Origin of the sequence: Burkholderia sp. AU27893, from assembly GCF_002223205.1 — a bacterium.
Taxonomy (GTDB): Bacteria; Pseudomonadota; Gammaproteobacteria; order Burkholderiales; family Burkholderiaceae; genus Burkholderia.
Map to the genome: position 1 here is coordinate 582,473 of NZ_NKFD01000001.1, position 22,769 is coordinate 605,241.

The following is a 22,769-nucleotide window of genomic DNA, read 5'->3' on the forward strand; positions in this document are numbered from 1 at the left end:
TGGCCTGCCGGAAAGGCGGGCCATATCACTAGCAGGCGGTGCCGCGCGCCGCTCAGCTGTCGCGGTGGCCGTCCGTGCCGTCTTCTTCCGACGAGGGGCCCTCGTCGGAGGATCCACCGATCCGGTACTTTTCCGCGGCCCATGCGCCGAGGTCGAGCTGCTTGCAGCGGGCCGAGCAGAACGGGCGGAATTGATTTTCGGGCGTCCAGCGCACTTCGGCGCCGCACGACGGGCATTTCACAACGGTAGTCATACGAAAGCGATCCGGCGCGCGGCCGTTACAGATTGCACAGTGTCAGATGGAACGGCACGTCGATATCCACCGCGCGCGGACGCACATCGCCGTCCTGCATGGTGAACCGTACCCACAGCATGTATTTGTTCGCGCTCGCTTCGGGAATGACGCGCAACTCCGGCGGCACGCGCACCTGCATCAGCTGGTAGGTGCGGCCGGACAGCATCTGCTGGTAGCTGCCCTGCATCGCCATGACCTTCGACGCCTGGCCCGATTCGCGCGCGAGCCGCAGCACGATCGTCACCGCGTCGCGCAGCGGCAGCATCGGCAGGATCCACTTCGCGATGTCCTGGCGCCGCTGCTCGGCGGGCCACTGCTGCCATGCGTAGTACGACGGCAGGTCGAACTTGCACGTGCCGCCGGGAATCACCGCACGGCTGCGGATGCTGGCGAGCCACTCGTTGTCGACGAGGTGCTGCCCGGTCTTGCCCTGCATCTGCGCGAGGTTCGCGAGCGTCTGCTCGATTTCGCCGAGCACGGCTTCGAGCGCGTTCTGCTCGATGCCCGGATTGCCGCGAAAGGGGGCGAGCGTCTGGCGCTGACGTTCGAGCTCCTTCATCAGATCCGATTTCAGGTCCGCGCGGCCCGTTACCTCGGCGATTTCGAACAGCGTCGTCAGCGCGACGTGGTGTTCACGCGGGTCCTCCTGAGCCAAAAAGAACGCGAAGCGCTCGAAGAGATCTTCGAGGCGCAACAGCGTGCGAATTCGCTCGTTGAACGGATACTCGTAAAGAATCAAGCGCGCTCGCCTCTTGGGTAGGGATTGAAACAATGCAGGACATTCTAATGCTCACTCTCTACCCTAGCAACGCGCCAATTTCGTACACCATCACGATTGGGCACGAGGTTCAGCGTGCGGCGGCCGCAAATCCGAGATAGCGTTGGTGCAGTGCATCGACCTGTGCGGCGAGCGTGTCGGGTGTCGTCGCGTCGTTGACGATCACGTCGTCGGCCGCCGCGAGGCGCGCTTCGCGCGTGGCCTGTTTCGCGATGATCGCTTCGACCTGCTCGCGCGTGAAGCCGTTGCGCCGCATCACGCGTGCGATCTGCGTTTCGACCGGGCAATCGACGACGAGCACGCGGTCGCAGCGCGCCTTCCAGTTGCCGGACTCGACGAGCAGCGGCACGACGAACATCACGTACGGGCCTTGCGCTTCGCGTGCTTCGCGATCGGTCTCGGCGCGGATCAGCGGATGCGTGATCGCTTCGAGGCGTCGGAGCGCGGCGTCGTCGCTGAAGATCAGTGCGCGCATCTTCGCACGGTCGAGCGAGCCGTCGGCGGCAACGAAGCCGCGGCCGAATGCCTGTTCGATCGCCGGCATCGCGAGACCGCCCGGTGCGGTGATGCGATGGGCGATCAGATCGGTATCGACCAGTGACGCGCCGCGGGCGCCGAACAGGTCGGCGACGGTCGTCTTGCCGCTGCCGATGCCGCCGGTGAGTCCAATTGCGAACATGTCAGCCTCCGAGCGCCGAATAGAACGGGGTGCCGAAAAACAGCGTCGCGGCGCCGCCTGCCGCGAGGAACGGACCGAACGGAATCGGCTCCTCGAAGCGCATGCGGCCGCGCCAGGTCGCGATGAGCCCGACGATCGCGCCCGTCACCGCGGCGAACAGCACGACCTGCGGCAAGGCGGCCCAGCCCATCCATGCGCCGAGCGCGGCGAGCAGCTTGAGGTCGCCAAAACCGATGCCCTCGATGCCGCGCAGCCATTTGAACAGCCAGTAGATCGCCCACAGGAACAGGTAGCCGGCCATGGCCCCGATCACGGCCGAGCGCAGCGACGTGAACGTGCCGCCGAGGTTCAGCGCGAGCCCGGCCCAGAGGAGTGGCAGCGTCATCGAGTCGGGCAGGTAGCCAGTCCGGATATCGATCGCGCTCATCGCGAGCAGCGCGGCGCACAGCGCGAACGCGGCAAGCGCGGCGACGGTCGGGCCGAATACCGCGAGCGAGCCGGCGGCGAGCAGCGCGCACGCGAGCTCGACGAGCGGATATACGATGCCGATCCCGTGGCCGCAGCGCCGGCAGCGCCCGCGCAGCATCAGAAAGCTGACGAGCGGGATGTTTTCACATGCGCGCAGCACGTGGCCGCAATGCGGGCAGGCGCTGCGCGGACGCCACAAATCGTAGCGCGGCGGGTAGCCATCGTCGGGCGCAGCGCTCGCGTTGCCGGTCGCTTCATCGATCTCGGCCTGCCACGCACGCTGCATCATCACGGGTAGCCGGTGAACGACCACGTTCAGGAAGCTGCCGACGCAAAGGCCGACGACGACCGCGAACGCATACTGCAGCGCGGGCGGCAGCATCGCCAGCGCGAGCAGCGTGCTCTCGGGCGAATCGGTAACGGAGTACAGGGGCGCTGGCGTCATGAGGCTCAAGGTTCGGACTAAAAGGCGACAGAATCGGTTGCGATGCTACACCACGTTGCCGAGCTGAAGGATGGGCAGGTACATCGCGATCACGAGGCCGCCGACGAGTGCGCCCAGTACGATCACGATCAGCGGTTCGCCGAGCGCGGCGAGTGCATCGAGACGCGCGTCGAGCTGGCGTTCGCACAGCGCCGCGATGTCGGCGAGCATCGTGTCGAGCGCACCGGTTTCCTCAGCGACGGCGATCGGCTGCACGACGTCGTCCGGAAAGCAGCCCGCGTGCTGCATGGCGTCCGCGAGGCGTGCGCCGTGCAGCACGCGGGCTGCGATGTGCGCAGTGGCGTGCTCGAACACCGGATGGCCGGCGGTGCGCTCGAGGGTGGCGAAGGCGTCGGCGAGCGGCACGCCGGCGCCGAGCAGCGTCGCCAGCGAGCGGCACCAGCGTGCGGCCCCGTACCGGCTGAGTGCGCTACCCGCGAGCGGTGCGTGCAGCAGCCGCCGCGCGACAGCGTGGCGCAGCGGTGCCGAGCGCCGCAGCGCGTGATGCGCGGCCAGCCCGGCTGCTGCGCCAATGGCAAGGAGCCCACCGCCCCATGCCGACAGTGCGGAGGACAGCGCGAGCAGCGCGCGGGTTGGCGCCGGCAGTGCGGCGCCGAACCCGTCGAAAATCTGGCGGAACGTCGGTACCACCCACACCATCAGCGCGGCCGAGATCGCGAGCCCGAACAGGATGACGGCCGCCGGGTACGCGAGCGCGGCCCGCAACTTGCGCCACTGCGCGTCGGTGCGCTCGCGGTGTTCCGCGACCCGCGTCAGCACGATGCCGAGCGAGCCGGACGCTTCGCCGACCTCGATCAGCTGGCGATACAGCGTGCCGAACTGGGAGGGATAGCGTGCGAGTGCATCGGCGAAGCGCCGGCCGCCGACGATCTCGCGGGCGAGCCCGGCTGCGATGCGCGGCAGGCCGTCGTGTGGCCGCGTACGCGCGAGCATCTCGAGCGACGGCGCGAGCGGCAACCCGGCCTGCAGCAGGCTCGCGAGCTGGCGCGTGAAGCGCGTGACGTCCCGCGCGCTGGCCGTGGGCGGCCGGGCCGCCCCGCGGACATCGAGCGACAGTACGGCGATGCCGTCGCGTGCGAGCGCGGCACGTGCGTTCGCGGCATCGAATGCGATGACGGTCCCGCGGCGCGACGTGCCGTCGCGACGGCGGCCGCGCCACGCGAAGCGGGTTTCGCGCGGCGGCGTGTGCATGCTCATGCGGCAGGCGTCGCGGCGAGGGCTTCCGCGATGCTCGTCGTGCCGTCACGGACGCGCGCGAGCGCCGCGTCGCGCAGACTGCGCACGCCTTCGGCCGCCACGCATTGTGCGAGTTCGCCGACACTTGCCCGTGCGACGATGCGTTCCGCCAGCCCGGACGACACCGGCATCGTCTGATGCAGGCCGACACGGCCGCGATAGCCGATGCCGTGACAGGCCGGACAGCCTCGCGCGACGAACGGCCGCCATCCGGTTGCGAGGGCGGCCGGGTCGCAGCCGGCTTCGCGCAGGACGGGCACCGGTGCGTCCGAGTGCACGCGGCAGGCGGTGCACAGCCGCCGGACGAGGCGCTGCGCGGTGACGAGGTGCAGCGCGGCCGCGAGGTTGTACGGTGCGACGCCGATGTCGAGCAGCCGCGCGACGGCGGCCGGTGCGTCGTTCGTATGCAGCGTCGACAGCACGAGATGGCCGGTCTGCGCGGCCTTGATCGCGACGTCGGCCGTCTCCGCATCGCGAATCTCGCCGACCATGATGATGTCCGGATCCTGCCGCAAGAGCGCGCGCAGTGCCGTCGCGAACGTGAGCCCGGCCTTTTCGGCGACACCGACCTGGCTGATGCCGTCGAGCTGGATCTCGGCGGGATCCTCGACCGTGCAGACGTTGTGCGCGTCGCGATCGAGCATCTGCAGCGCGCAGTAGAGCGACAGCGTCTTGCCGCTGCCGGTCGGCCCCGTGACGAGTACGAGGCCATGCGGGGCGCGTATCGCGGCCTCCATCGCGGCCGCCTGCTGCGCGTCGAAGCCGAGGCGGGCGAGCGTGAGGTCGGTCGGCATGGTTTCGAGCCGCCGCAGCACCAGCTTTTCACCGAACAACGTGGGTAGCGAGCTGACCCGGTAGTCGCCGCGCGTACCGCCGTCGATCACGATGCGCAGCCTGCCGTCCTGCGGGAGCCGCCGCTCGGCGATGTCCATGCGCGCGAGCACCTTGATCCGTGTGACGAGCGCGTCGCGCAGATGAAGGGGCGGCCGCGCATGTTCGTGCAGCACGCCGTCGATGCGCAGGCGAATGCGCCAGCCGGCTTCGAATGGTTCGACGTGGATGTCGGATGCGTCGCGCACGCGAGCCGCGTGAAGCGTATCCGTCAGCAGCCGCACGGCCGGTGCATCGTCGAGCTGGGCCGCGTCGAGCGCGCGCGGTGCGGCAGCGGGCGACGCATCGGAATGGGCGGCCGGCTGCGTGCGCAGCGGCGCCCCGGAAGGAGGGAAGTGCATGTGAGCCGGCACGCTGGCCGCCTGTTGACCGTGACCCGCAGATGGTCGCGCGTCGCGGGCGGCGCCGGCAGTCAGCCGTTCGGCTAGCGCGACGTGACGCGTGCGGTGCGCGAGCTGCGCGGCTTGAAGAGCTTGACGGTGCGCACGGCCTGATCGTCGCTGCGCATCACCTCGAGCATGACGTCGCCGATTTTCAGGCACACGTCGTCTTCCGGAATTTCCTCGAGGATTTCGAGCACCAGGCCGTTCAGCGTCTTCGGCCCGTCGGTCGGCAGCTTCAGGTGCAGCCAGCGATTCAGTTCGCGCAGCGGCATGCTCGCCGAGACGATGCATTCGCCGTTCTCGTCCCAGCCGCCCTTGCGCTCGCTGCGCGGCAGCGACGTCGTGAATTCGCCGATCAGTTCCTCGATGATGTCTTCGGGCGTCACGAGCCCTTCGAGCTCGCCGTATTCGTTGACGACGAGCGCGGTCCGCTGCCGGGTTTCCTGGAAAAACTGGAGCTGCTGGACCACCGGCGTGCCGGACGGCACGTAGTACGGCTCGGCGAGCAGCGCGCGCAGCGTCTCGCGGTCGAATTCCTGGTTGTGCAGGGCGGTCAGCGTCTTGCGGACGTGCAACACGCCGAGCACCTTGTCGATGTCGCCTTCGTAGACGACGAGCCGGTTGTGATAGCAGGTTTCGAGCTGATGCAGGACGTCGTCGAGCGGCGCGTAGAAATTGAGCGACTCGATCTGGCGGCGCGGCACCATCACGTCGTCGACCGTGATGTTCTCGAGGTCGAACAGGTTGAGCAGGATGCTGCGGTGCTTGGTCGGCATGAAACTGCTCGACTCGAGCACGATGGCCCGCAGCTCGTCGGCCGACATTCGCTGGTCGCGACCCTTCTTCGTGTTGATGCGCAGCACCCACAGCACGCCGTTCGCGAGGGCGTTGACGAACCAGACGACGGGCTTGAACACGCGCATCAGCGGCGCGATCACGAGGCTCGCGGGCAGCGCGATGCGTTCGGGGAACGTCGCACCGACGATCTTCGGCGCGATTTCGGCGAACACGATGATCAGGAACGCGACGATGCCGGTCGCGATCGACAGCGCGAGGTTGTTGCGGCCGAACGTATGCAGCGCGAGCGACGTCGTCAGGACCGGGATGATCGTGTTGAACAGGTTGTTGCCGATCAGGATCACGCTGAGCAGCAGGTCAGTGCGCGTGAGCAGCCCTTGCGTGGTTTTCGCGCCGAGTGCGCCCTGGCTGGCGAGATGCTTCAGCCGATGGCGGTTGAGCGCCATCATCGCGGTCTCGGAAATCGAAAAGAAGCTGGAACAGAGGAGAAGCAGGAAGACGGCGCCGATTTGCGCCCATAAGGGAATTTGGTCCACGCGTTGGAAGGGCAGTGAAGGACTGGGATGGGAGAAATATAGCAGAGGCCGGCGACCGCGATGTGTCGTGCGCGACACGAGGAGCTAGCGGCGGCCGGGTAAAAAAAAAACCGTGCACGAAGTGCACGGTTTTTTAAAAATCTGGTCGGGGTGAGAGGATTCGAACCTCCGGCCTCTACGTCCCGAACGTAGCGCTCTACCAGGCTAAGCTACACCCCGATTTTTTGCTCTTCGGACTTCGCTGCTTTCGTTAAGAATCGCTGCGTCGTCACAAGCAAGAACGTAACTATAACGATGTTTTTTCTAAAAGGGAATACTTTGATGAAGAAAATTTTCGGGACAAGGCATCGCGTCGCGTTCGCGGCGTGTTTACGATTGCCGCGACGTCGAGTATGAGCACAACCCGAGCAGGCTTTCCTTATAGATCGAGTCCGGGAACGCAGCAATCGCCGCGGCTGCCGCCTGCGCTTCCTGGCGTGCGCATTCGAGCGTGTGATCCAGTGCGCCCGAGCGCGTGATCGCTTCGAAGATCGTGTCGAAGCGATCGGTGCCGCCCTGTTCGATCGCTTCGCGTGCCAGCGCCGACTGTTCGGGCGTGCCGCGTTCGATCAGATAGATGAGCGGCAGCGTCGGCTTGCCTTCGCGAAGATCGTCGCCGGCATTCTTGCCCATTGCCTCGGCGGTGCCCGCGTAGTCGAGCCAGTCATCCATGATCTGGAATGCGGTGCCGATCCGGCGGCCGTATTCGGCGGCGGCCGCCTCGGTCGGCGCATCGGCGCCCGCGAGTACCGCGCCCAGACGTGCCGAGGCCTCGAACAGCTTGGCCGTCTTGTAACGGATCACCTGCATGTAGCGCGTTTCGTCGACGTCTGCATCGTGCATGTTGAGGAGCTGCAGCACCTCGCCTTCGGAAATGATCGTCGTCGCTTCCGACAGGATCTCCATCACGCGCATCTTGCCGACGCCGACCATCATCTCGAACGAGCGCGAATAGAGGTAGTCGCCTACCAGCACGCTCGCCGCGTTGCCGAACAGCGCATTGGCGGTCTGGCGGCCGCGGCGCAGCTCGGATTCGTCGACGACGTCGTCATGCAGCAGCGTGGCCGTGTGGATGAACTCGACGACGGCGGCCAGCACGTGCCGCTGGTGCGACGTCTCGCCGAGCGCGCCGGCGACGAGCAGCAGCAATGCCGGACGCAGCCGCTTGCCGCCCGCGCCGATGATGTACTCGGCGATCTGGTTGATCAGCAGCACATCGGACGCGAGGCTTTGCCGGATAACGCGATTCACCTGCTCCATGTCAGTGGTGATCGGAGCGAGCAGATGGGCGGCGCTGAGGGTGGGGGAGGCGGTGGACGACGACATGATGATGGAATTGGGTGATGCCGCGGATTATAAGTCGAATCCGCGATATGCCGGTCTGTCAGACGTAGCAGCGGCGCGATTTTGGCCGTCCGGTAGAGGCCCGCGCGCGGCAATCGTCGATCGGCTTTGACTTGGGTGCTAACCCCATGTATAATCACGTGTTTTCCGCGCGTGGTGTGCGGAAAAATTGGATCCAGAGTGAGGTTCTCAATGTACGCGGTCATAAAAACCGGCGGCAAGCAGTACAAGGTTGCCGTTGGCGAAAAACTCAAAGTAGAACAGATACCGGCTGACATTGACGCTGAAATCACGCTCGACCAGGTTCTCGCAGTGGGCGAAGGCGAATCGATTAAGTTCGGTACGCCGCTGGTCAGTGGGGCTTCCGTCAAGGCCACCGTTGTGTCGCACGGTCGTCATGCCAAGGTCACCATCTTCAAGATGCGTCGCCGGAAGCACTACCAAAAGCACGGCGGCCACCGCCAGAACTACACTGAGCTGCGCATCGACGCGATTAACGCGTAAGCGCCTCGGTAAAGGAGCAATCAGATGGCACACAAAAAGGCAGGCGGCTCTTCCCGGAACGGCCGCGACTCCGAGTCGAAACGTCTCGGCGTGAAAGTGTACGGCGGCCAGGCAATCAATGCCGGCGGCATCATCGTGCGTCAGCGCGGTACGCGCATGCACGCAGGCGAGAACGTCGGCATGGGCAAGGATCACACCCTGTTCGCGCTGGTCGACGGTCACGTCAAGTTCGCGACGAAGGGCGCGGACAAGAAGCATCTGGTCATCGTTGTCCCGGCGGCTGCCTAAGTTCAGGCACCCACGGGCTTCGTAGCCGAAAGGCCCCGCAGTCTTCGCGGGGCCTTTTTTTATTTGGTCGCCGGGCGCGTGTGTGTCCGGGCGGCCATCGCGCAACCGGCGTACGATCGGCCGAACGGCAGATTGTTCAAGCGCGCCGGCGCGCGGCACAATAGCGGAAATACTGGGCGGAGTGACGAATGAAGTTCATTGACGAAGCACGAATCGAAGTCATCGCCGGAGACGGAGGCGATGGCAGTGCGTCGATGCGCCGCGAGAAATTCGTCCCGTTCGGCGGGCCGGACGGCGGCGACGGCGGCCGGGGCGGTAGCGTATACGCGATCGCCGACCGCAACATCAACACGCTGATCGACTACCGTTACGCGAAGAAGCACCTGGCGCGCAACGGCGAAAACGGGCGCGGATCGGATTGCTACGGCAAGGGCGGCGACGATGTCACGCTGCGCATGCCGGTCGGCACGATGATCAGCGACATGGATACCGGCGAGCTGATCGCCGACCTGACCGAACACGACCAGCAGGTGATGCTTGCGCAGGGCGGTGCCGGCGGGCTCGGCAACCTGCATTTCAAGTCGAGCACGAACCGCGCGCCGCGCCAGAAGACGGACGGCAAGCCCGGCGAGCGTCGCATGCTGAAGCTCGAGCTGAAGGTGCTCGCCGATGTCGGCCTGCTCGGCATGCCGAACGCAGGCAAGTCGACGTTCATCTCGTCGGTGTCGAATGCGCGGCCGAAGATTGCCGACTACCCGTTCACGACGCTTGCGCCGAATCTCGGCGTGGTGCGCGTCGGTCCGAGCAAGAGCTTCGTGATCGCCGACATCCCGGGGCTGATCGAGGGCGCCGCCGAAGGCGCGGGCCTCGGCCATCAGTTCCTGCGCCACCTGCAGCGCACCGGCGTGCTGCTGCATCTGGTCGATCTCGCGCCGTTCGACGAAAGCGTCGATCCGGTGGCGGAAGCGACGGCGATCGTCGGCGAGCTGCGCAAGTACGACGAGGCGCTCTACGAGAAGCCGCGCTGGCTCGTGCTCAACAAGCTCGACATGGTGCCGGAAGACGAGCGCAAGGCACGGGTCGCGGATTTCCTCGAGCGCTTCGAGTGGGACGGCCCCGTGTTCGAGATCTCGGCACTGACGGGCCAGGGTTGTGAAGCGCTGTGCTACGCGATCTACGACTACCTCTCCGAACATTCGGACGCGCATCGCGCCGCGGAGGCGGAAGATCTCGCGGCAGACGTGCGTTTCCGCGATGCGCCGCCTGCCAAGGGCGATGCAGCGCCGGGCGACGACGCCTGAGCGATTCCGGAACGCGCCGGGCGTGCCGCCCGGCGCCGGCGTTCAATCGCGCCCGGTCGGAAAGGCAGCAGATACAGGAGACAGTGCAGGATGCGTTCGATCATCGCGGATTCGAAGCGATTGGTGGTGAAGGTGGGCTCCAGCCTCGTGACCAACGACGGCAAGGGGCTCGATCATGCGGCAATCGGCCGTTGGGCGGCTCAGATCGCCGCACTGCGCGCGCAGGGCAAGGAAGTCGTGCTCGTCAGTTCGGGCGCGATTGCGGAAGGGATGCAGCGGCTCGGCTGGAGCAAGCGACCGCGAGAAATCGACGAGTTGCAGGCTGCCGCCGCAGTCGGCCAGATGGGGCTCGCGCAGGTCTATGAAAGCCGCTTCACCGAGCACGACATCCGCACCGCGCAGATCCTGCTGACGCATGCCGACCTGGCGGACCGCGAGCGTTACCTGAATGCGCGTTCGACGATGCTGACGCTGTTGCGGCTTGGCGTCGTGCCGATCATCAACGAGAACGACACGGTCGTCACCGACGAAATCAAGTTCGGCGACAACGACACGCTCGGCGCGCTCGTTGCAAACCTGATCGAAGGCGATGCGCTGATCATCCTGACCGACCAGTCGGGGCTGTTCACGGCCGATCCGCGCAAGGACCCGAACGCGACGCTCGTTGCGGAAGCCAATGCAGGCGCGCCGGAACTCGAGGCGATGGCCGGCGGCGCGGGCTCCAGCCTCGGCCGCGGCGGGATGCTGACGAAGATCCTCGCGGCGAAGCGCGCCGCGCACAGCGGCGCGAACACCGTGATCGCGAGCGGCCGGGAGGCCGACGTACTCGTGCGTCTGGCGGCCGGTGAGGCGATCGGCACGCAACTGATCGCACGTACCGCGCGGATGGCGGCACGCAAGCAGTGGATGGCCGACCATCTTCAGGTGCGCGGCCATGTCGTGATCGACGCAGGCGCGGTCGAGAAGCTGACGGCCGGCGGCAAGAGCCTGCTGCCGATTGGCGTGATCGACGTGCAGGGCGCGTTCGCGCGCGGCGAAGTCATCGCGTGTGTCGGCCCCGACGGGCGCGAAGTGGCGCGCGGGCTCACGAACTACAGCAGTGCAGAGACTAAACTGATTCACCGCAAGCCGAGCGGCGAGATCGAATCCGTGCTCGGCTACATGCTGGAGCCCGAATTGATCCACCGCGACAACCTGGTGCTGGTGTGACCATTCGTGCCGGTTCCTGCCGTCAAACGAAAAAGCCCGCGTGAAGCGGGCTTTTTCATGCGACGAACGAAGGCGCGGTGGGCGCCGCGCGCCGTCAGCGCAACTGGCTCATCGCGGTGCGGTGAAACCGGATGTTCTCCAGGATCTGCTGGGTCGAGCCCTGCGGCATCTTGTTCGCGCAGAAGTAGTCCTGATAGAGCGCCGAATGGTAGGCATTCAGTTCGCCGTTCTCGATGCGCCGCCAGTCGTTCTCGACCGTGCGATCCCAGCCGTCGTGTTCCGAATTCAGGCCGGCATACTGGCGCCATTCGTAGGTGTCGCAGCGGATGCCTTCGTAGTTCACGTTGCGCGCACCGGCCGGGCTCGTGATGACGACCGCATAGCGCACGACGCCATCGGTGCCGACCGCCAGCGACTTCGCATCGACGAAGAACTTGAGCGGCGTGTTCTGCGATACGTTGAACGGCAGCAGGTCGCCCGTCTGCGGCAGCGGCGGCAGCGAGTCGACCGTGTTTTCCTTCCACGTGCCCTGGCGGTCCAGCAGATACACGAACTCGCTGTCATCCTTGTTGGTGGGCGTCTTCGAATTCGCGCAACCTGCCAGTGTGGCTACCGCGGCAATCGATGCGAGCGCGAGAGCAATCGCTTTCAATATGCATTCCTCGTAAAAAAAGGGCGCGACACCAAGGTCGCGCCCGGTCATGCAGTTCGATTCGTCATTTGCCGACGATCACGTGGGGCGGCATCTCGTCGAGCGTGCCCGCTTCCACTTCGATCTCCGAACAGACTACCGATGTGTCGACAATCGTCAGCGTCTGCTGGGCCTGTACGCCAATGACGCGCGGATAGCGCGACAGACGCGGCCCACGCGGCGGCTTCTCGGCTCGCTGCGCCGGGCGGCGCAGGAAGCGCGACAGTTCCGTCAGCGCCAACTGATAGACATCCCGCTTGAACTCGATCACCGCATCGAGCGGCACCCAGTACTCGTTCCAGCGCCACGCATCGAACTCCGGGTGGTCGGTCGCGCGCAAGCAAATGTCGCAATCGCGTCCAACCATCCGCAGCAGGAACCAGATCTGCTTCTGGCCGCGGTAATGACCGCGTACTTCGCGTTTAATGAACTTGTCAGGCACCTCATAACGCAACCAGTCGCGTGTGCGGCCGATTATCTTGACGTGTTCCGGGTGCAGGCCCGTTTCCTCGTGCAGTTCCCGGTACATCGCCTGCATGGGGGTCTCGCCGTACTTGATCCCACCTTGAGGAAACTGCCAGGAATGCTCGCGGAGCCGCTTGCCCCAAAACACCTCGTTGCGCGCGTTCAAGAGGATGATGCCGACGTTCGGGCGAAAGCCTTCACGATCCAGCATACAACCACCTTCGAATCCTTTAAAATTGCTTTGATTATAAACAGATAACGGGCGCTGCGCACCGTGACGGAGCGAATCCGCGCGGGGGGCACCGGCTGAATTGTCCCTGATTAGTCTGCTACGTCATCTGCGCCATCGTCGTTCGTCGCGCGCAGCTTTTTCACCTTGAAACTTTTTCGGGCGCCCCGCCTGGGGGCGCCGTTTTTGGAACCGTCCGCATGAAAGCTTCCCGTTTCTTTATCGGCACCCTGAAAGAAGCACCCGCCGACGCAGAGATCGTCAGCCACAAGCTGATGGTGCGCGCCGGCATGATCCGTCGCGTCGCCGGCGGCATCTATAACTACCTGCCGGTCGGTTTGCGTTCGATTCGCAAGGTTGAGGCGATCGTGCGCGAGGAAATGAATCGGGCGGGCGCCATCGAGTTGCTGATGCCGGCCGTGCAACCCGCCGAACTGTGGCAGGAATCGGGCCGCTGGGAGCAGTACGGCCCCGAGCTGCTGCGCTTCAAGGACCGCAAGGACAACGACTTCGTGATCGGGCCGACGCACGAGGAAGTCATCACCGACATCGCGCGCAACCAGATCAAGAGCTACCGGCAGATGCCGGTGAACTTCTACCAGATCCAGACGAAGTTCCGCGACGAGATCCGTCCGCGCTTCGGCGTGATGCGCGGCCGCGAATTCATCATGAAGGACGCGTACTCGTTCGACAAGGATGCGGCCGGCCTGAACGAGTCGTATCGCAAGATGTACGACGCGTACGTGCGCATCTTCACGCGCCTCGGCCTCGAGTTCCGTGCGGTCGCGGCCGACAGCGGCTCGATCGGCGGCAACTTCTCGCACGAATTCCACGTGATCGCCGACACCGGTGAAGACGCGATCGCGTACTGCCCGACGTCCGAATTCGCGGCGAACATCGAGGCGGCCGAAGCGCTGCCGCTGACGCCCGAGCGCGCGGCGCCGGCCGAAGCGATGGAGAAGGTCGCGACGCCCGGCAAGGCGAAGTGCGAAGCCGTCGCCGAGCTGCTGGCCATCCCGCTCGAGCGCACGATCAAGTCGATCGTGCTCGCGACCGACAACGAAGGCGCCGAGCCGACCATCTGGCTCGTGATGCTGCGCGGCGATCACGACCTGAACGAGATCAAGGTGTCGAAGCTGCCGGGCCTGAAGAACCACCGCTTCGCGACCGAGCAGGAAATCGTCGAGTGGTTCGGCACGCCGCCGGGCTATCTCGGCCCGGTCGGCACGAAGAAGCCCGTGAAGGTGATCGCGGACCGCACGGTCGCGAACATGAGCGACTTCGTCGTCGGCGCGAACGAGGTCGACTACCACATCGCTGGCGTGAACTGGGGCCGCGACCTGCCCGAGCCGGACGTCGCCGACGTGCGCAACGTGAAGAAGGGCGACCCGTCGCCGGACGGCAAGGGTGTGATCGACATCTGCCGCGGCATCGAAGTCGGCCACGTGTTCCAGCTCGGCACCAAGTATTCGGAAGCGATGGGTGCGACGTTCCTCGACGAGTCGGGCAAGCCGCAGCCGATGCTGATGGGCTGCTACGGCGTCGGCGTCACCCGCATTCTCGGCGCGGCGATCGAGCAGAACTTCGACGACCGCGGCATCATCTGGCCCGAGTCGATCGCGCCGTTCGAAGTCGTGCTGTGCCCGATGGGCTATGACCGCAGCGACATGGTGCGCGAGACTGCCGACAAGCTGTACGCGGAACTCGTCGCCGCCGGCATCGACGTGATCCTCGACGATCGCGGCGAGCGCCCGGGCGTGATGTTCGCCGACTGGGAATTGATCGGCGTGCCGCATCGCCTGGTGATCGGCGAGCGCGGCCTGAAGGAAGGCAAGATCGAGTATCAGGGCCGCCGCGACGCCGAAGCGACGCTGCTGCCGGCCGACGCGGCTGCGGCGACGGTCGCGGAGAAGATCCGCGCCGCGCTCGCGCGCTAAGCGCACCGACCGGGGAACGCGGTGGAATACACCTTCCTGTCGGCCACCGTGCTCCTGGTGCTGATCACCGATCCGCTCGGCAACATCCCGCTATTCATTTCGGCGATGCGGGATGTGCCGCGCGAGCGGCGCGTGAAGCTGATCCTGCGTGAAGTGGGGATCGCGTTCGTGATCCTGCTGTTCTTCATGCTGGTCGGCGACCGTTTCCTGCGGATGATGAGCCTCACCGACCTGTCGCTGCGGCTCGGCGGCGGGATCGTGCTGTTCCTGATCGCGCTGCGGATGATCTTTCCGCATCCGGACGGCGCGCTCGGCAACGATCCGCGTGCGGGCGGCGAGCCGTTCATCGTGCCGCTCGCGATTCCGGCGCTCGCCGGGCCGTCCGCGCTCGCGACGGTGATGCTGCTGACGTCGCAGGGGCCCGGCAAGATGCTCGAGTGGGTCGGCGCGCTGACGGTCACGATGATCGTCTGCGCGGTGACGCTGGTGCTGGCCGAGCGGATCCAGCAATGGATCGGCGAGCGGACCGTCGCGGCGTTCGAGCGGCTGATGGGCCTCGTGCTCGTCGCGATTTCGGTCGAGATGATGCTGGGCGGCGTCCGCGCGTTCGTGCACCAGCTGTAGGGCGGGGCGGCGCACACTCAAGACGCCCAAAAAAAGCGGCGCTCCGGGAAACCGGAGCGCCGCTTTCTATTTATATAGTGCGGAGTGGGGCGCTCAGACGTTCGTGGTCAGCGCACGGATCGTCGGCAGGTTGCGCCAGTAGCCCTTCGCATCCATCCCGCAGCCGAACACGTAGCGGTCCGGCACCGCGAAGCCGCAGAAGTCGGGGTGCAGCGGCTTGGCCTTCGCGAGCGTCTTCTCGCACAGCACGGCCGACATGAAGCGCTTGGCGCCCATGTCGAGAATGCGGTCGCGGATCGCGGCCATCGTCTCGCCTTCGTCGAGGATGTCGTCGAGCACGAGCACGATCCGGTCCTTCACCGATTCGCGCGGCGCGACGCGCCAGTGCATCTCCGGGCTGCCCTGCGTCGTGTTGCGGTAGCGGGTCAGGTGGATGTAGTCGAATTCCAGCGGGAAATCGAGATGCGGCAGCAGCATCCCGGTAAACACCGCGGCGCCGCCCATCACCGAGAGAACGAGCGGGAACGCGTCGCCGATCTCGGCGCGGATCGCGTCGGCCATCTTGGAGATCGACGCGTTGACGGCGTCCGCCGAGACGATCTCTTCGGAGTGGTTGAAAATGTGGAGGGCTTCTTCGCGGTTCATGTGTTCTGGCGGGCAGTCGGTATACAAATAAGAATGAAGCAGAACGGCCGCCGCGCGCTACAGCAAAAACCCGCGCGCCGGCCGATGGGCGGAATCAGCGCATGCCGGGCATCATGCCCTTCAGGCCACGCATCATCTTCTGCATGTTGCCGCCCTTCAGCTTCTTCATCATCGTACGCATCTGGTCGTACTGGTTCAGCATCCGGTTGACTTCCTGCACCGGCACGCCCGCGCCGGCCGCAATGCGGCGCTTGCGCGTCGCCTTGATGATCTCGGGTTTCGCGCGCTCGGCCGGCGTCATCGAGCTGATGATGCCTTCCATCCGGCGGATCGACTTCTCGGCCTGGCCCATGTCGGCGCCGGCCGCCGCCTGCTGGAACTGCGCAGGGAGCTTGTCCATCAGCGACGACAGGCCGCCCATGTTCTTCATCTGCGAGATCTGCGCGCGGAAATCGTTCAGGTCGAAGTCGCCGCCTTTCTTGACCTTGTCGGCGAGCTTCTGCGCGGCCTGCACGTCGACGCCGCGCTGCGCCTCCTCGACGAGCGCGAGGATGTCGCCCATGCCGAGGATCCGGTTCGCCATCCGGTCGGGGTGGAACACCTCGAGGCCGTCGAGCTTCTCGGCGACACCGACGAACTTGATCGGCTTGCCCGTGACGTGACGCACCGACAGCGCGGCGCCGCCGCGCGAGTCGCCGTCGAGCTTGGTCAGCACGACGCCGGTGAGCGGCAGCGTGTCGTTGAACGCCTTCGCGGTGTTGACCGCGTCCTGGCCGAGCATCGCGTCGACGACGAACAGCGTTTCGGCCGGCTTCAGCGTGCCGTGCAGCGCGGCGATTTCCTGCATCATCGCCTCGTCGATGCCGAGGCGGCCGGCCGTATCGACGATCAGCACGTCATGGTAGTGGCGCTTCGCCCAGTCGACGGCCGCAATCGCGATGTCGACGGGCTTCTGGTCCGGCGTGGACGGGAAGAAGTCGGCGCCAACCTGTTCGCTCACCGTTTTCAGCTGCATGATCGCGGCCGGGCGATACACGTCGCACGACACGGTCAGCACCTTCTTCTTGTACTTCTCGCGCAACAGCTTCGCGAGCTTGCCGGCGGTCGTGGTCTTGCCCGCGCCCTGCAGGCCGGCCATCAGGATCACGGCGGGCGGCGTGACCGCGAGGTTCAGCTCGGCGGCCTTGCCTTCGTAGTCGCCGCCGATCACGGCGGTCAGTTCCTTCTGGACCACGCCGACCAGCGCCTGACCCGGCGACAGGCTGCTGATCACTTCTTCGCCGAGCGCCTTTTCCTTGACCTTGGCGATGAATTCGCGGACGACCGGCAGCGAAACGTCGGCCTCCAGCAGGGCGAGACGCACCTCGCGGAGCATCTCCTGGGTGTTCGCCTCGGTAAGCCGGGCCTCGCCGCGCAGCGTCTTGACGACGCGCGCCATCCGTTGAGTGAGATTGTCGAGCATGGGGAGCGATGGACAGTGGGGCCCGAAGGCGCGGCGGAACCGAACAAAGGGAGCCGTCGCGGGAAGGGGGCCTAGTGTAAACTTCGAACATGGATATTGTACTGTATGCCCTCACCGCATTCCTGTACGGCGGCCTCGCCGTCGCAGGCTGGCGCACGCACCGCCAGGGCGCGACGCCGCTCGTCGCGAGCGTGCCGGCCGTGCCGGTCCCCGCGTCCGCCGCGTCCGGGATGAGCGGGGCCGGCCGCGCGCTGCTGTTCGCCGCGCTGGTCGCGCACGGCGTGCTGCTCCACATGACGATCTTTCCGAACGACGCGATGGTGTTCGGCTTCGCGTTCGCGCTGTCCGCGATGTTCTGGCTCGGCGCCGGCATCTACTGGATCGAGAGCTTCTTCTTCCCGCTCGACAGCCTGCGCCTGCTGGTATTGCCGCTCGCGTGCGGCGCGTCGCTGCTGCCGCTCGTGTTCGGCGGCGTGCGGGTGCTTCCTTATGCCGCAGCACCGCTGTTCAAGCTGCACTTCCTGATCGCGAACATCGCCTACGGCCTGTTCGCGATCGCGGCGCTGCACGCGGTCCTGATGCTGATGGTCGAGCGGCGCCTGCAGTCGCTGAGGAGCGGCGGGCGCGACGGCTCGACGGGCTGGATCGCGAGCTGGCTCGAGACGCTGCCGCCGCTGCTCACGCTCGAGAAGCTGCTGTTCCGCCTGATCGGTGCCGGCTTCGTGCTGCTCACGCTGACGCTCGCGTCGGGCATCCTGTTCAGCGAGCAGGTCGACGCGCGCGCGCTGCGCCTCGACCACAAGACGGTATTCGCGATCCTGTCGTGGCTGATGTTCGGCGGCCTGCTGGTCGCCCGCAAGACGTCGGGCTGGCGTGGCCGCGGTGCCGCGCGCTGGGTGCTCGTGTCGTTCGCCGCGCTGCTGCTCGCGTATGTCGGCAGCCGGTTCGTTTTCGAGGTGCTGCTGCACCGTTCCGTGGTTTGAACGCAGGTTTCCGATGCGACAGATTCTTCTCCTGATTCTTCTTTTCTTCGCGGGTTCGTGGATCGCGCGCAAGCTGCGCCAGGCCCAGGAGCACGCGCAGGCGCGCACCGGCCGCGGCGCCGGTTACGACGGCACGCCCGGCGCCGGCGGTGCGGGTGCGGGGCGCCCGAACGGCGACGCGCGGGCGCTGCCCGAGCCGATGGTGCGCTGTGCCGAATGCGGCGTGCATGCGCCGAAGGGCGACGCCGTCGCCGCGGGCGGCGAATACTTCTGCAGTACCGAGCACGCGCAGCGCCACGCCGCGCGGTCGAGCGGTCGCGACGCACGATGAGCGACGCGCGGGTGCTGTCGGTCGACGCGCACGGCTGGGTGCGCGAAGCGCGCCATGCGCCGTCGCCGAACTTCGAGGTGCGGCCCGCGGGCGTGGTGCCGACGCTCGTGGTCGTCCACAACATCAGCCTGCCGCCCGGCGAATTCGGCGGTGACGCGATCGAGGCGCTGTTCCTGAATCGTCTCGACTGCGATGCGCACCCCTATTACCAGAGCCACCTGCGCGGCGTGCGCGTGTCCGCGCACTTCCTGATCCGCCGCAACGGCGAACTCGTGCAGTTCGTGTCGTGCGACGAGCGTGCGTGGCATGCGGGCTCGTCCGAGTTCTTCGGCCGGGCGCGCTGCAACGACTTTTCGATCGGCATCGAGCTCGAGGGAGCGGACGACGTGCCGTTCGACGACGCGCAGTACGCGATGCTCGCCGCGCTCTCCCGCGCGCTCGCCGCACGCTACCCGGTCGACGCATTCGCGGGGCATTCGGACGTCGCGCCGGGCCGCAAGACCGACCCGGGTCCGCATTTCGATTGGCAACGCTTCGCGAGCGATGCCGGTTTTTCCGCCGAATACTTTCCTTTCCGTCAGCACTGATCGCAGGGTTTTTGAGGGCGCGAAATTTTTTTTTCCGACCAATGCCTTGTCGCGTCTGAGCCTGCGCGGGGTGGGGGTGATGTCAATACCTCCATCGCAAATTATCCATTTTGATGTGCTCCGAATGTCCACTATACTTGGTGCCAGTTGAGCAGTTCTGCACTAGATATAGTGTGTGTCGCAGGGGAAACCCGAGCGGCACCGGCCGGCGGGCAACGCCGGCGGACAGGGTTCTCAGGGCGGCGCGTCAGGCCGGGCGGTCCGGGCGTCGCGATCAGCGCAGCGAACATCGACGGGGCAGGGTACACATGACGAAGCACACGACCGGATCGGTTGTCGCGCATCGACCGAACCGGCTTCCCCGGCGCATCGCTCGCCTCTTACCGCTCGCGCACCGCGTTGCGCAGCGTTCGTTTTAATCCGCGGTTCTCTCCGCACCATCCAACACCAGGAGCTTTGCACATGCAAACCACCGACAACGCGACGTCCCAGTACGAGAGCGCCTCGAGCCGTCCGCTCGGCGGGACCGAACAGGGCGCGAAGGCGCTCGCGCCGCAGGCCACGTTCGCCGACTACAAGGTGATCCGCCGCAACGGCAGCGTCGTCTCGTTCGAACCTTCGAAGATCGCGATTGCGGTGACCAAGGCTTTCCTGGCCGTCAATGGCGGGCAGGGTGCGGCATCGGCGCGCGTGCGCGAGCAGGTCGAGCAACTGACGCACAACGTCGTGCGCGCGCTCGTGCGCAGCCGCCCGAACGGCGGTACGTTCCATATCGAAGACATCCAGGACCAGGTCGAACTCGCGCTGATGCGCGGCGGCGAGCACAACGTCGCGCGTGCGTACGTGCTGTATCGCGAGAAGCGTCACCTCGAGCGCCAGCACGCGGGCGAGGACGCAGCGGCAGCCGGCGGCGAGGCGAGCACCGGCATCAACGTCGTCGACAACGGCGTCACGCGCCCGCTCGACCTGAACGCGCTGCGCGCGCTGATCGTGTCGGCATGCGACGGCCTCGGCGCTGCGGTTAACCCTGACCCGATCGTCGCCGAAACGGTGAAGAACCTGTACGACGGCGTGCCGATGAGCCAGGTCTACGACTCGGCGATCCTGGCTGCGCGCACGATGATCGAGAAGGATCCGGCATACAGCCAGGTCACGTCGCGCATCCTGCTGCACACGATCCGTCGCGAGATCCTTGGTGAGGAAGTGGTCCAGGCCGAGATGTCGACCCGTTACGCGGAATACTTCCCGCAGTTCCTGAAGCGCGGCGTCGACGCCGGCCTGCTCGACGACAAGCTGCTGCAGTTCGACCTGAAGCGCCTCGGCGAAGCGCTCGACGCGAACCGCGACCTGCAGTTCGGCTACCTCGGCCTGCAGACGCTGTACGACCGCTACTTCCTGCACGTCGAAGGCACCCGCATCGAAATGCCGCAGGCCTTCTTCATGCGCGTCGCGATGGGCCTGTCGCTGAACGAGATCGACCGCGAAACGCGCGCGATCGAGTTCTACAACGTGCTGTCCAGCTTCGACTTCATGAGCTCGACGCCGACGCTGTTCAACTCGGGCACGCACCGCTCGCAGCTGTCGTCGTGCTACCTGACGACCGTCGCGGACGATCTCGACGGCATCTATGAAGCGCTGAAGGAAAACGCGCTGCTGTCGAAGTTCGCCGGCGGCCTGGGCAACGACTGGACGCGCGTGCGTGCACTCGGCTCGCATATCAAGGGCACGAACGGCAAGTCGCAAGGCGTGGTTCCGTTCCTGAAGGTCGTCAACGACACGGCCGTCGCGGTCAACCAGGGCGGCAAGCGCAAGGGCGCGGTCTGCGCGTACCTCGAATCGTGGCACCTCGACATCGAGGAGTTCCTGGAGCTGCGCAAGAACACGGGCGACGATCGCCGCCGGACGCACGACATGAACACGGCGAACTGGATTCCCGACCTGTTCATGAAGCGCGTGATGGAAGGTGCGGACTGGACGCTGTTCTCGCCGTCGACCTGCCCGGACCTGCACGACAAGTTCGGCGCGGAATTCGAGAAGGCTTACACGGCTTACGAAGACAAGGTCGCGCGCGGCGAGATCAAGCTGTTCAAGAAGATCCCGGCGCAGCAACTCTGGCGCAAGATGCTCGGCATGCTGTTCGAGACGGGCCACCCGTGGATCACGTTCAAGGATCCGTGCAACGTGCGCTCGCCGCAGCAGCACGTCGGCGTCGTCCACTCGTCGAACCTGTGCACGGAAATCACGCTGAACACGAGCGACACCGAAATCGCGGTGTGCAACCTCGGCTCGGTGAACCTCGTCGCCCACCTGGTGAAGCAGGCCGACGGCAGCTACGCGCTCGACCACGACAAGCTGAAGCGCACGATCAGCGTCGCGATGCGCATGCTCGACAACGTGATCGACATCAACTACTACGCGGTGCCGAAGGCACGTAACTCGAACCTGAAGCACCGCCCGGTCGGCATGGGCATCATGGGCTTCCAGGACTGCCTGCACCTGCTGCGCACGCCGTACGCGTCGGAAGCGGCGGTCGAGTTCGCCGATCGTTCGATGGAAGCGGTCTGCTACTACGCGTACTACGCGTCGACCGAGCTGGCCGAAGAGCGCGGCCGCTACTCGAGCTACCGCGGCTCGCTGTGGGATCGCGGCATCCTCCCGCAGGACACGCTGAAGCTGCTGACGGAAGCACGCGGCGGCTACGTCGAAGTCGACACCTCCGAATCGCTCGACTGGACGTCGCTGCGTTCGCGGATCGCCGCGCACGGCATGCGCAACTCGAACTGCGTCGCGATCGCGCCGACGGCGACGATCTCGAACATCATCGGCGTGTCGGCCTGTATCGAGCCGACCTTCCAGAACCTGTACGTGAAGTCGAACCTGTCGGGCGAATTCACGGTGGTGAACGAGTACCTGGTGCGCGACCTGAAGGAACGCGGCCTGTGGGACGAAGTGATGGTCGCCGACCTGAAGTACTTCGACGGCATGCTGTCGCGCATCGACCGCATCCCGGCCGACCTGCGCGCGATCTACGCGACCGCGTTCGAAGTCGACCCGACGTGGCTGGTCGAAGCGGCATCGCGTCGCCAGAAGTGGATCGACCAGGCGCAGTCGCTGAACATCTACATGGGCGGCGCGTCGGGCAAGAAGCTCGACGAGGTCTACAAGCTCGCATGGCTGCGTGGCCTGAAGACGACCTACTACCTCCGCACGATGGCGGCGACGCACGTCGAGAAGTCGACGGTCGCACACGGCGCGCTGAACGCCGTGCCGACGGGCGGCGGCTCGAGCAGCGGCGGCGCGCAAGGCGCGGCCGGCGGCTTCGGTGCGGCAGGCGGCGATGCGTCGTCGGGCGCGGTCAACGCGGCACCGGCACTCGCACCGGTCGAGGCAGATGGTCCGGTGTGCACGATGCGTCCGGGCGATCCTGGCTTCGACGAATGCGAAGCGTGCCAGTAACGCAGTGCGCCTGACCTGGGAAGCAGGTCAGTGCGGCGCACACGACGACCGATCGAGGTTGAAGTGTGCGCCGCTCTCAACTAAAAAAATGATAAGGAATCTGTA

Annotated in this window: 22 protein-coding genes and 1 tRNA gene; 10 read left to right on the forward strand and 13 right to left on the reverse strand. The window is 65.9% G+C overall.

From position 1 onward, the window contains the following. Window positions 1-52 precede the first annotated feature (52 nt). The 9 genes from CFB47_RS02730 to CFB47_RS02770 all read right to left on the reverse strand — a co-directional run bounded on the left by CFB47_RS02730 (window position 53) and on the right by CFB47_RS02770 (window position 7,934). The gene (locus tag CFB47_RS02730) at window positions 53-253 is read right to left on the reverse strand and encodes a DNA gyrase inhibitor YacG (RefSeq protein ID WP_089460399.1); all 201 of its coding nucleotides are present in this window, start codon (window positions 251-253) and stop codon (window positions 53-55) included. A 25-nt stretch (window positions 254-278) separates the two neighbouring features. Next, window positions 279-1,034 carry a cell division protein ZapD gene (gene zapD, locus CFB47_RS02735; RefSeq protein WP_039353119.1) on the reverse strand — a complete coding sequence of 252 codons (756 nt, stop codon included), beginning with the start codon at window positions 1,032-1,034 and terminating at the stop codon, window positions 279-281. 109 nt (window positions 1,035-1,143) lie between these two features. Next, a complete protein-coding gene (gene coaE, locus CFB47_RS02740; protein ID WP_089455544.1) occupies window positions 1,144-1,752 on the reverse strand; it encodes a dephospho-CoA kinase in 609 nt (202 codons plus the stop codon). Window position 1,753: 1 nt separating this feature from the next. Beyond that, window positions 1,754-2,665: an A24 family peptidase gene (locus CFB47_RS02745; RefSeq protein WP_089460400.1), complete on the reverse strand. Its 912-nt coding sequence runs from the start codon at window positions 2,663-2,665 to the stop codon at window positions 1,754-1,756. A gap of 45 nt (window positions 2,666-2,710) precedes the next feature. Then, on the reverse strand, window positions 2,711-3,922 hold the full coding sequence (locus CFB47_RS02750) for a type II secretion system F family protein (RefSeq protein WP_089455546.1): 1,212 nt from the start codon (window positions 3,920-3,922) through the stop codon (window positions 2,711-2,713). Next, window positions 3,919-5,193: a GspE/PulE family protein gene (locus tag CFB47_RS02755; RefSeq protein ID WP_089455547.1), complete on the reverse strand. Its 1,275-nt coding sequence runs from the start codon at window positions 5,191-5,193 to the stop codon at window positions 3,919-3,921. Before CFB47_RS02755 ends, CFB47_RS02750 begins: the two co-directional genes overlap by 4 nt. 83 nt (window positions 5,194-5,276) lie before the next feature. Then, window positions 5,277-6,569, reverse strand: a complete 1,293-nt coding sequence (locus CFB47_RS02760) for an HlyC/CorC family transporter (RefSeq protein WP_179243610.1) — start codon at window positions 6,567-6,569, stop codon at window positions 5,277-5,279. A 142-nt stretch (window positions 6,570-6,711) separates the two neighbouring features. Then, window positions 6,712-6,788, reverse strand: a tRNA-Pro gene (locus tag CFB47_RS02765). Between the two features lie 150 nt (window positions 6,789-6,938). Beyond that, on the reverse strand, window positions 6,939-7,934 hold the full coding sequence (locus CFB47_RS02770; protein ID WP_089424435.1) for a polyprenyl synthetase family protein: 996 nt from the start codon (window positions 7,932-7,934) through the stop codon (window positions 6,939-6,941). Window positions 7,935-8,144: 210 nt separating this feature from the next. Between CFB47_RS02770 and rplU the strand changes: the two genes are divergently transcribed. The 4 genes from rplU to proB all read left to right on the forward strand — a co-directional run bounded on the left by rplU (window position 8,145) and on the right by proB (window position 11,254). After that, window positions 8,145-8,456 (forward strand): 50S ribosomal protein L21, encoded by a 312-nt coding sequence (rplU, locus tag CFB47_RS02775; RefSeq protein ID WP_006025184.1) that lies wholly within the window; start codon window positions 8,145-8,147, stop codon window positions 8,454-8,456. A gap of 24 nt (window positions 8,457-8,480) precedes the next feature. Then, window positions 8,481-8,744 (forward strand): 50S ribosomal protein L27, encoded by a 264-nt coding sequence (gene rpmA, locus CFB47_RS02780; RefSeq protein ID WP_006476999.1) that lies wholly within the window; start codon window positions 8,481-8,483, stop codon window positions 8,742-8,744. Between the two features lie 188 nt (window positions 8,745-8,932). Further along, window positions 8,933-10,045, forward strand: coding sequence for a GTPase ObgE (gene obgE / locus CFB47_RS02785; protein WP_089455548.1), 1,113 nt, complete (start codon window positions 8,933-8,935; stop codon window positions 10,043-10,045). Window positions 10,046-10,135: 90 nt separating this feature from the next. After that, the gene (gene proB / locus CFB47_RS02790) at window positions 10,136-11,254 is read left to right on the forward strand and encodes a glutamate 5-kinase (protein WP_039353092.1); all 1,119 of its coding nucleotides are present in this window, start codon (window positions 10,136-10,138) and stop codon (window positions 11,252-11,254) included. A 94-nt stretch (window positions 11,255-11,348) separates the two neighbouring features. On the opposite strand, the gene CFB47_RS02795 is transcribed toward proB, so the two are convergent. After that, a complete protein-coding gene (locus CFB47_RS02795) occupies window positions 11,349-11,957 on the reverse strand; it encodes a CNP1-like family protein (RefSeq protein ID WP_089424437.1) in 609 nt (202 codons plus the stop codon). Between the two features lie 13 nt (window positions 11,958-11,970). Continuing rightward, entirely contained in the window at window positions 11,971-12,621 is a 651-nt protein-coding gene (locus CFB47_RS02800) for an RNA pyrophosphohydrolase (protein WP_089439178.1), read from the reverse strand. Between the two features lie 218 nt (window positions 12,622-12,839). On the opposite strand from CFB47_RS02800, the gene CFB47_RS02810 reads away from it, so the two are divergent. Together CFB47_RS02810 and CFB47_RS02815 are read left to right on the forward strand one after the other, a co-directional pair. Next, window positions 12,840-14,576, forward strand: coding sequence for a proline--tRNA ligase (locus CFB47_RS02810; protein WP_089439179.1), 1,737 nt, complete (start codon window positions 12,840-12,842; stop codon window positions 14,574-14,576). A gap of 21 nt (window positions 14,577-14,597) precedes the next feature. Continuing rightward, a complete protein-coding gene (locus tag CFB47_RS02815; RefSeq protein WP_011350864.1) occupies window positions 14,598-15,200 on the forward strand; it encodes a MarC family protein in 603 nt (200 codons plus the stop codon). Window positions 15,201-15,293: 93 nt separating this feature from the next. Here the strand turns inward: CFB47_RS02815 and CFB47_RS02820 are convergent, their stop codons facing one another. Further along, the gene (locus CFB47_RS02820; RefSeq protein WP_089424439.1) at window positions 15,294-15,845 is read right to left on the reverse strand and encodes a hypoxanthine-guanine phosphoribosyltransferase; all 552 of its coding nucleotides are present in this window, start codon (window positions 15,843-15,845) and stop codon (window positions 15,294-15,296) included. Window positions 15,846-15,939: 94 nt separating this feature from the next. Then, window positions 15,940-17,307, reverse strand: a complete 1,368-nt coding sequence (ffh, locus tag CFB47_RS02825; protein WP_089424440.1) for a signal recognition particle protein — start codon at window positions 17,305-17,307, stop codon at window positions 15,940-15,942. 89 nt (window positions 17,308-17,396) lie between these two features. Between ffh and CFB47_RS02830 the strand changes: the two genes are divergently transcribed. The 4 genes from CFB47_RS02830 to CFB47_RS02850 all read left to right on the forward strand — a co-directional run bounded on the left by CFB47_RS02830 (window position 17,397) and on the right by CFB47_RS02850 (window position 22,664). Continuing rightward, entirely contained in the window at window positions 17,397-18,290 is an 894-nt protein-coding gene (locus CFB47_RS02830) for an inner membrane protein YpjD (protein ID WP_027783481.1), read from the forward strand. A gap of 13 nt (window positions 18,291-18,303) precedes the next feature. Then, window positions 18,304-18,621 carry a PP0621 family protein gene (locus tag CFB47_RS02835; protein ID WP_089455553.1) on the forward strand — a complete coding sequence of 106 codons (318 nt, stop codon included), beginning with the start codon at window positions 18,304-18,306 and terminating at the stop codon, window positions 18,619-18,621. Further along, entirely contained in the window at window positions 18,618-19,208 is a 591-nt protein-coding gene (ampD, locus tag CFB47_RS02840) for a 1,6-anhydro-N-acetylmuramyl-L-alanine amidase AmpD (RefSeq protein ID WP_089455554.1), read from the forward strand. Before CFB47_RS02835 ends, ampD begins: the two co-directional genes overlap by 4 nt. 462 nt (window positions 19,209-19,670) lie before the next feature. Next, on the forward strand, window positions 19,671-22,664 hold the full coding sequence (locus tag CFB47_RS02850) for a ribonucleoside-diphosphate reductase subunit alpha (protein ID WP_089439183.1): 2,994 nt from the start codon (window positions 19,671-19,673) through the stop codon (window positions 22,662-22,664). The last annotated feature ends 105 nt before the right edge of the window (window positions 22,665-22,769 follow it).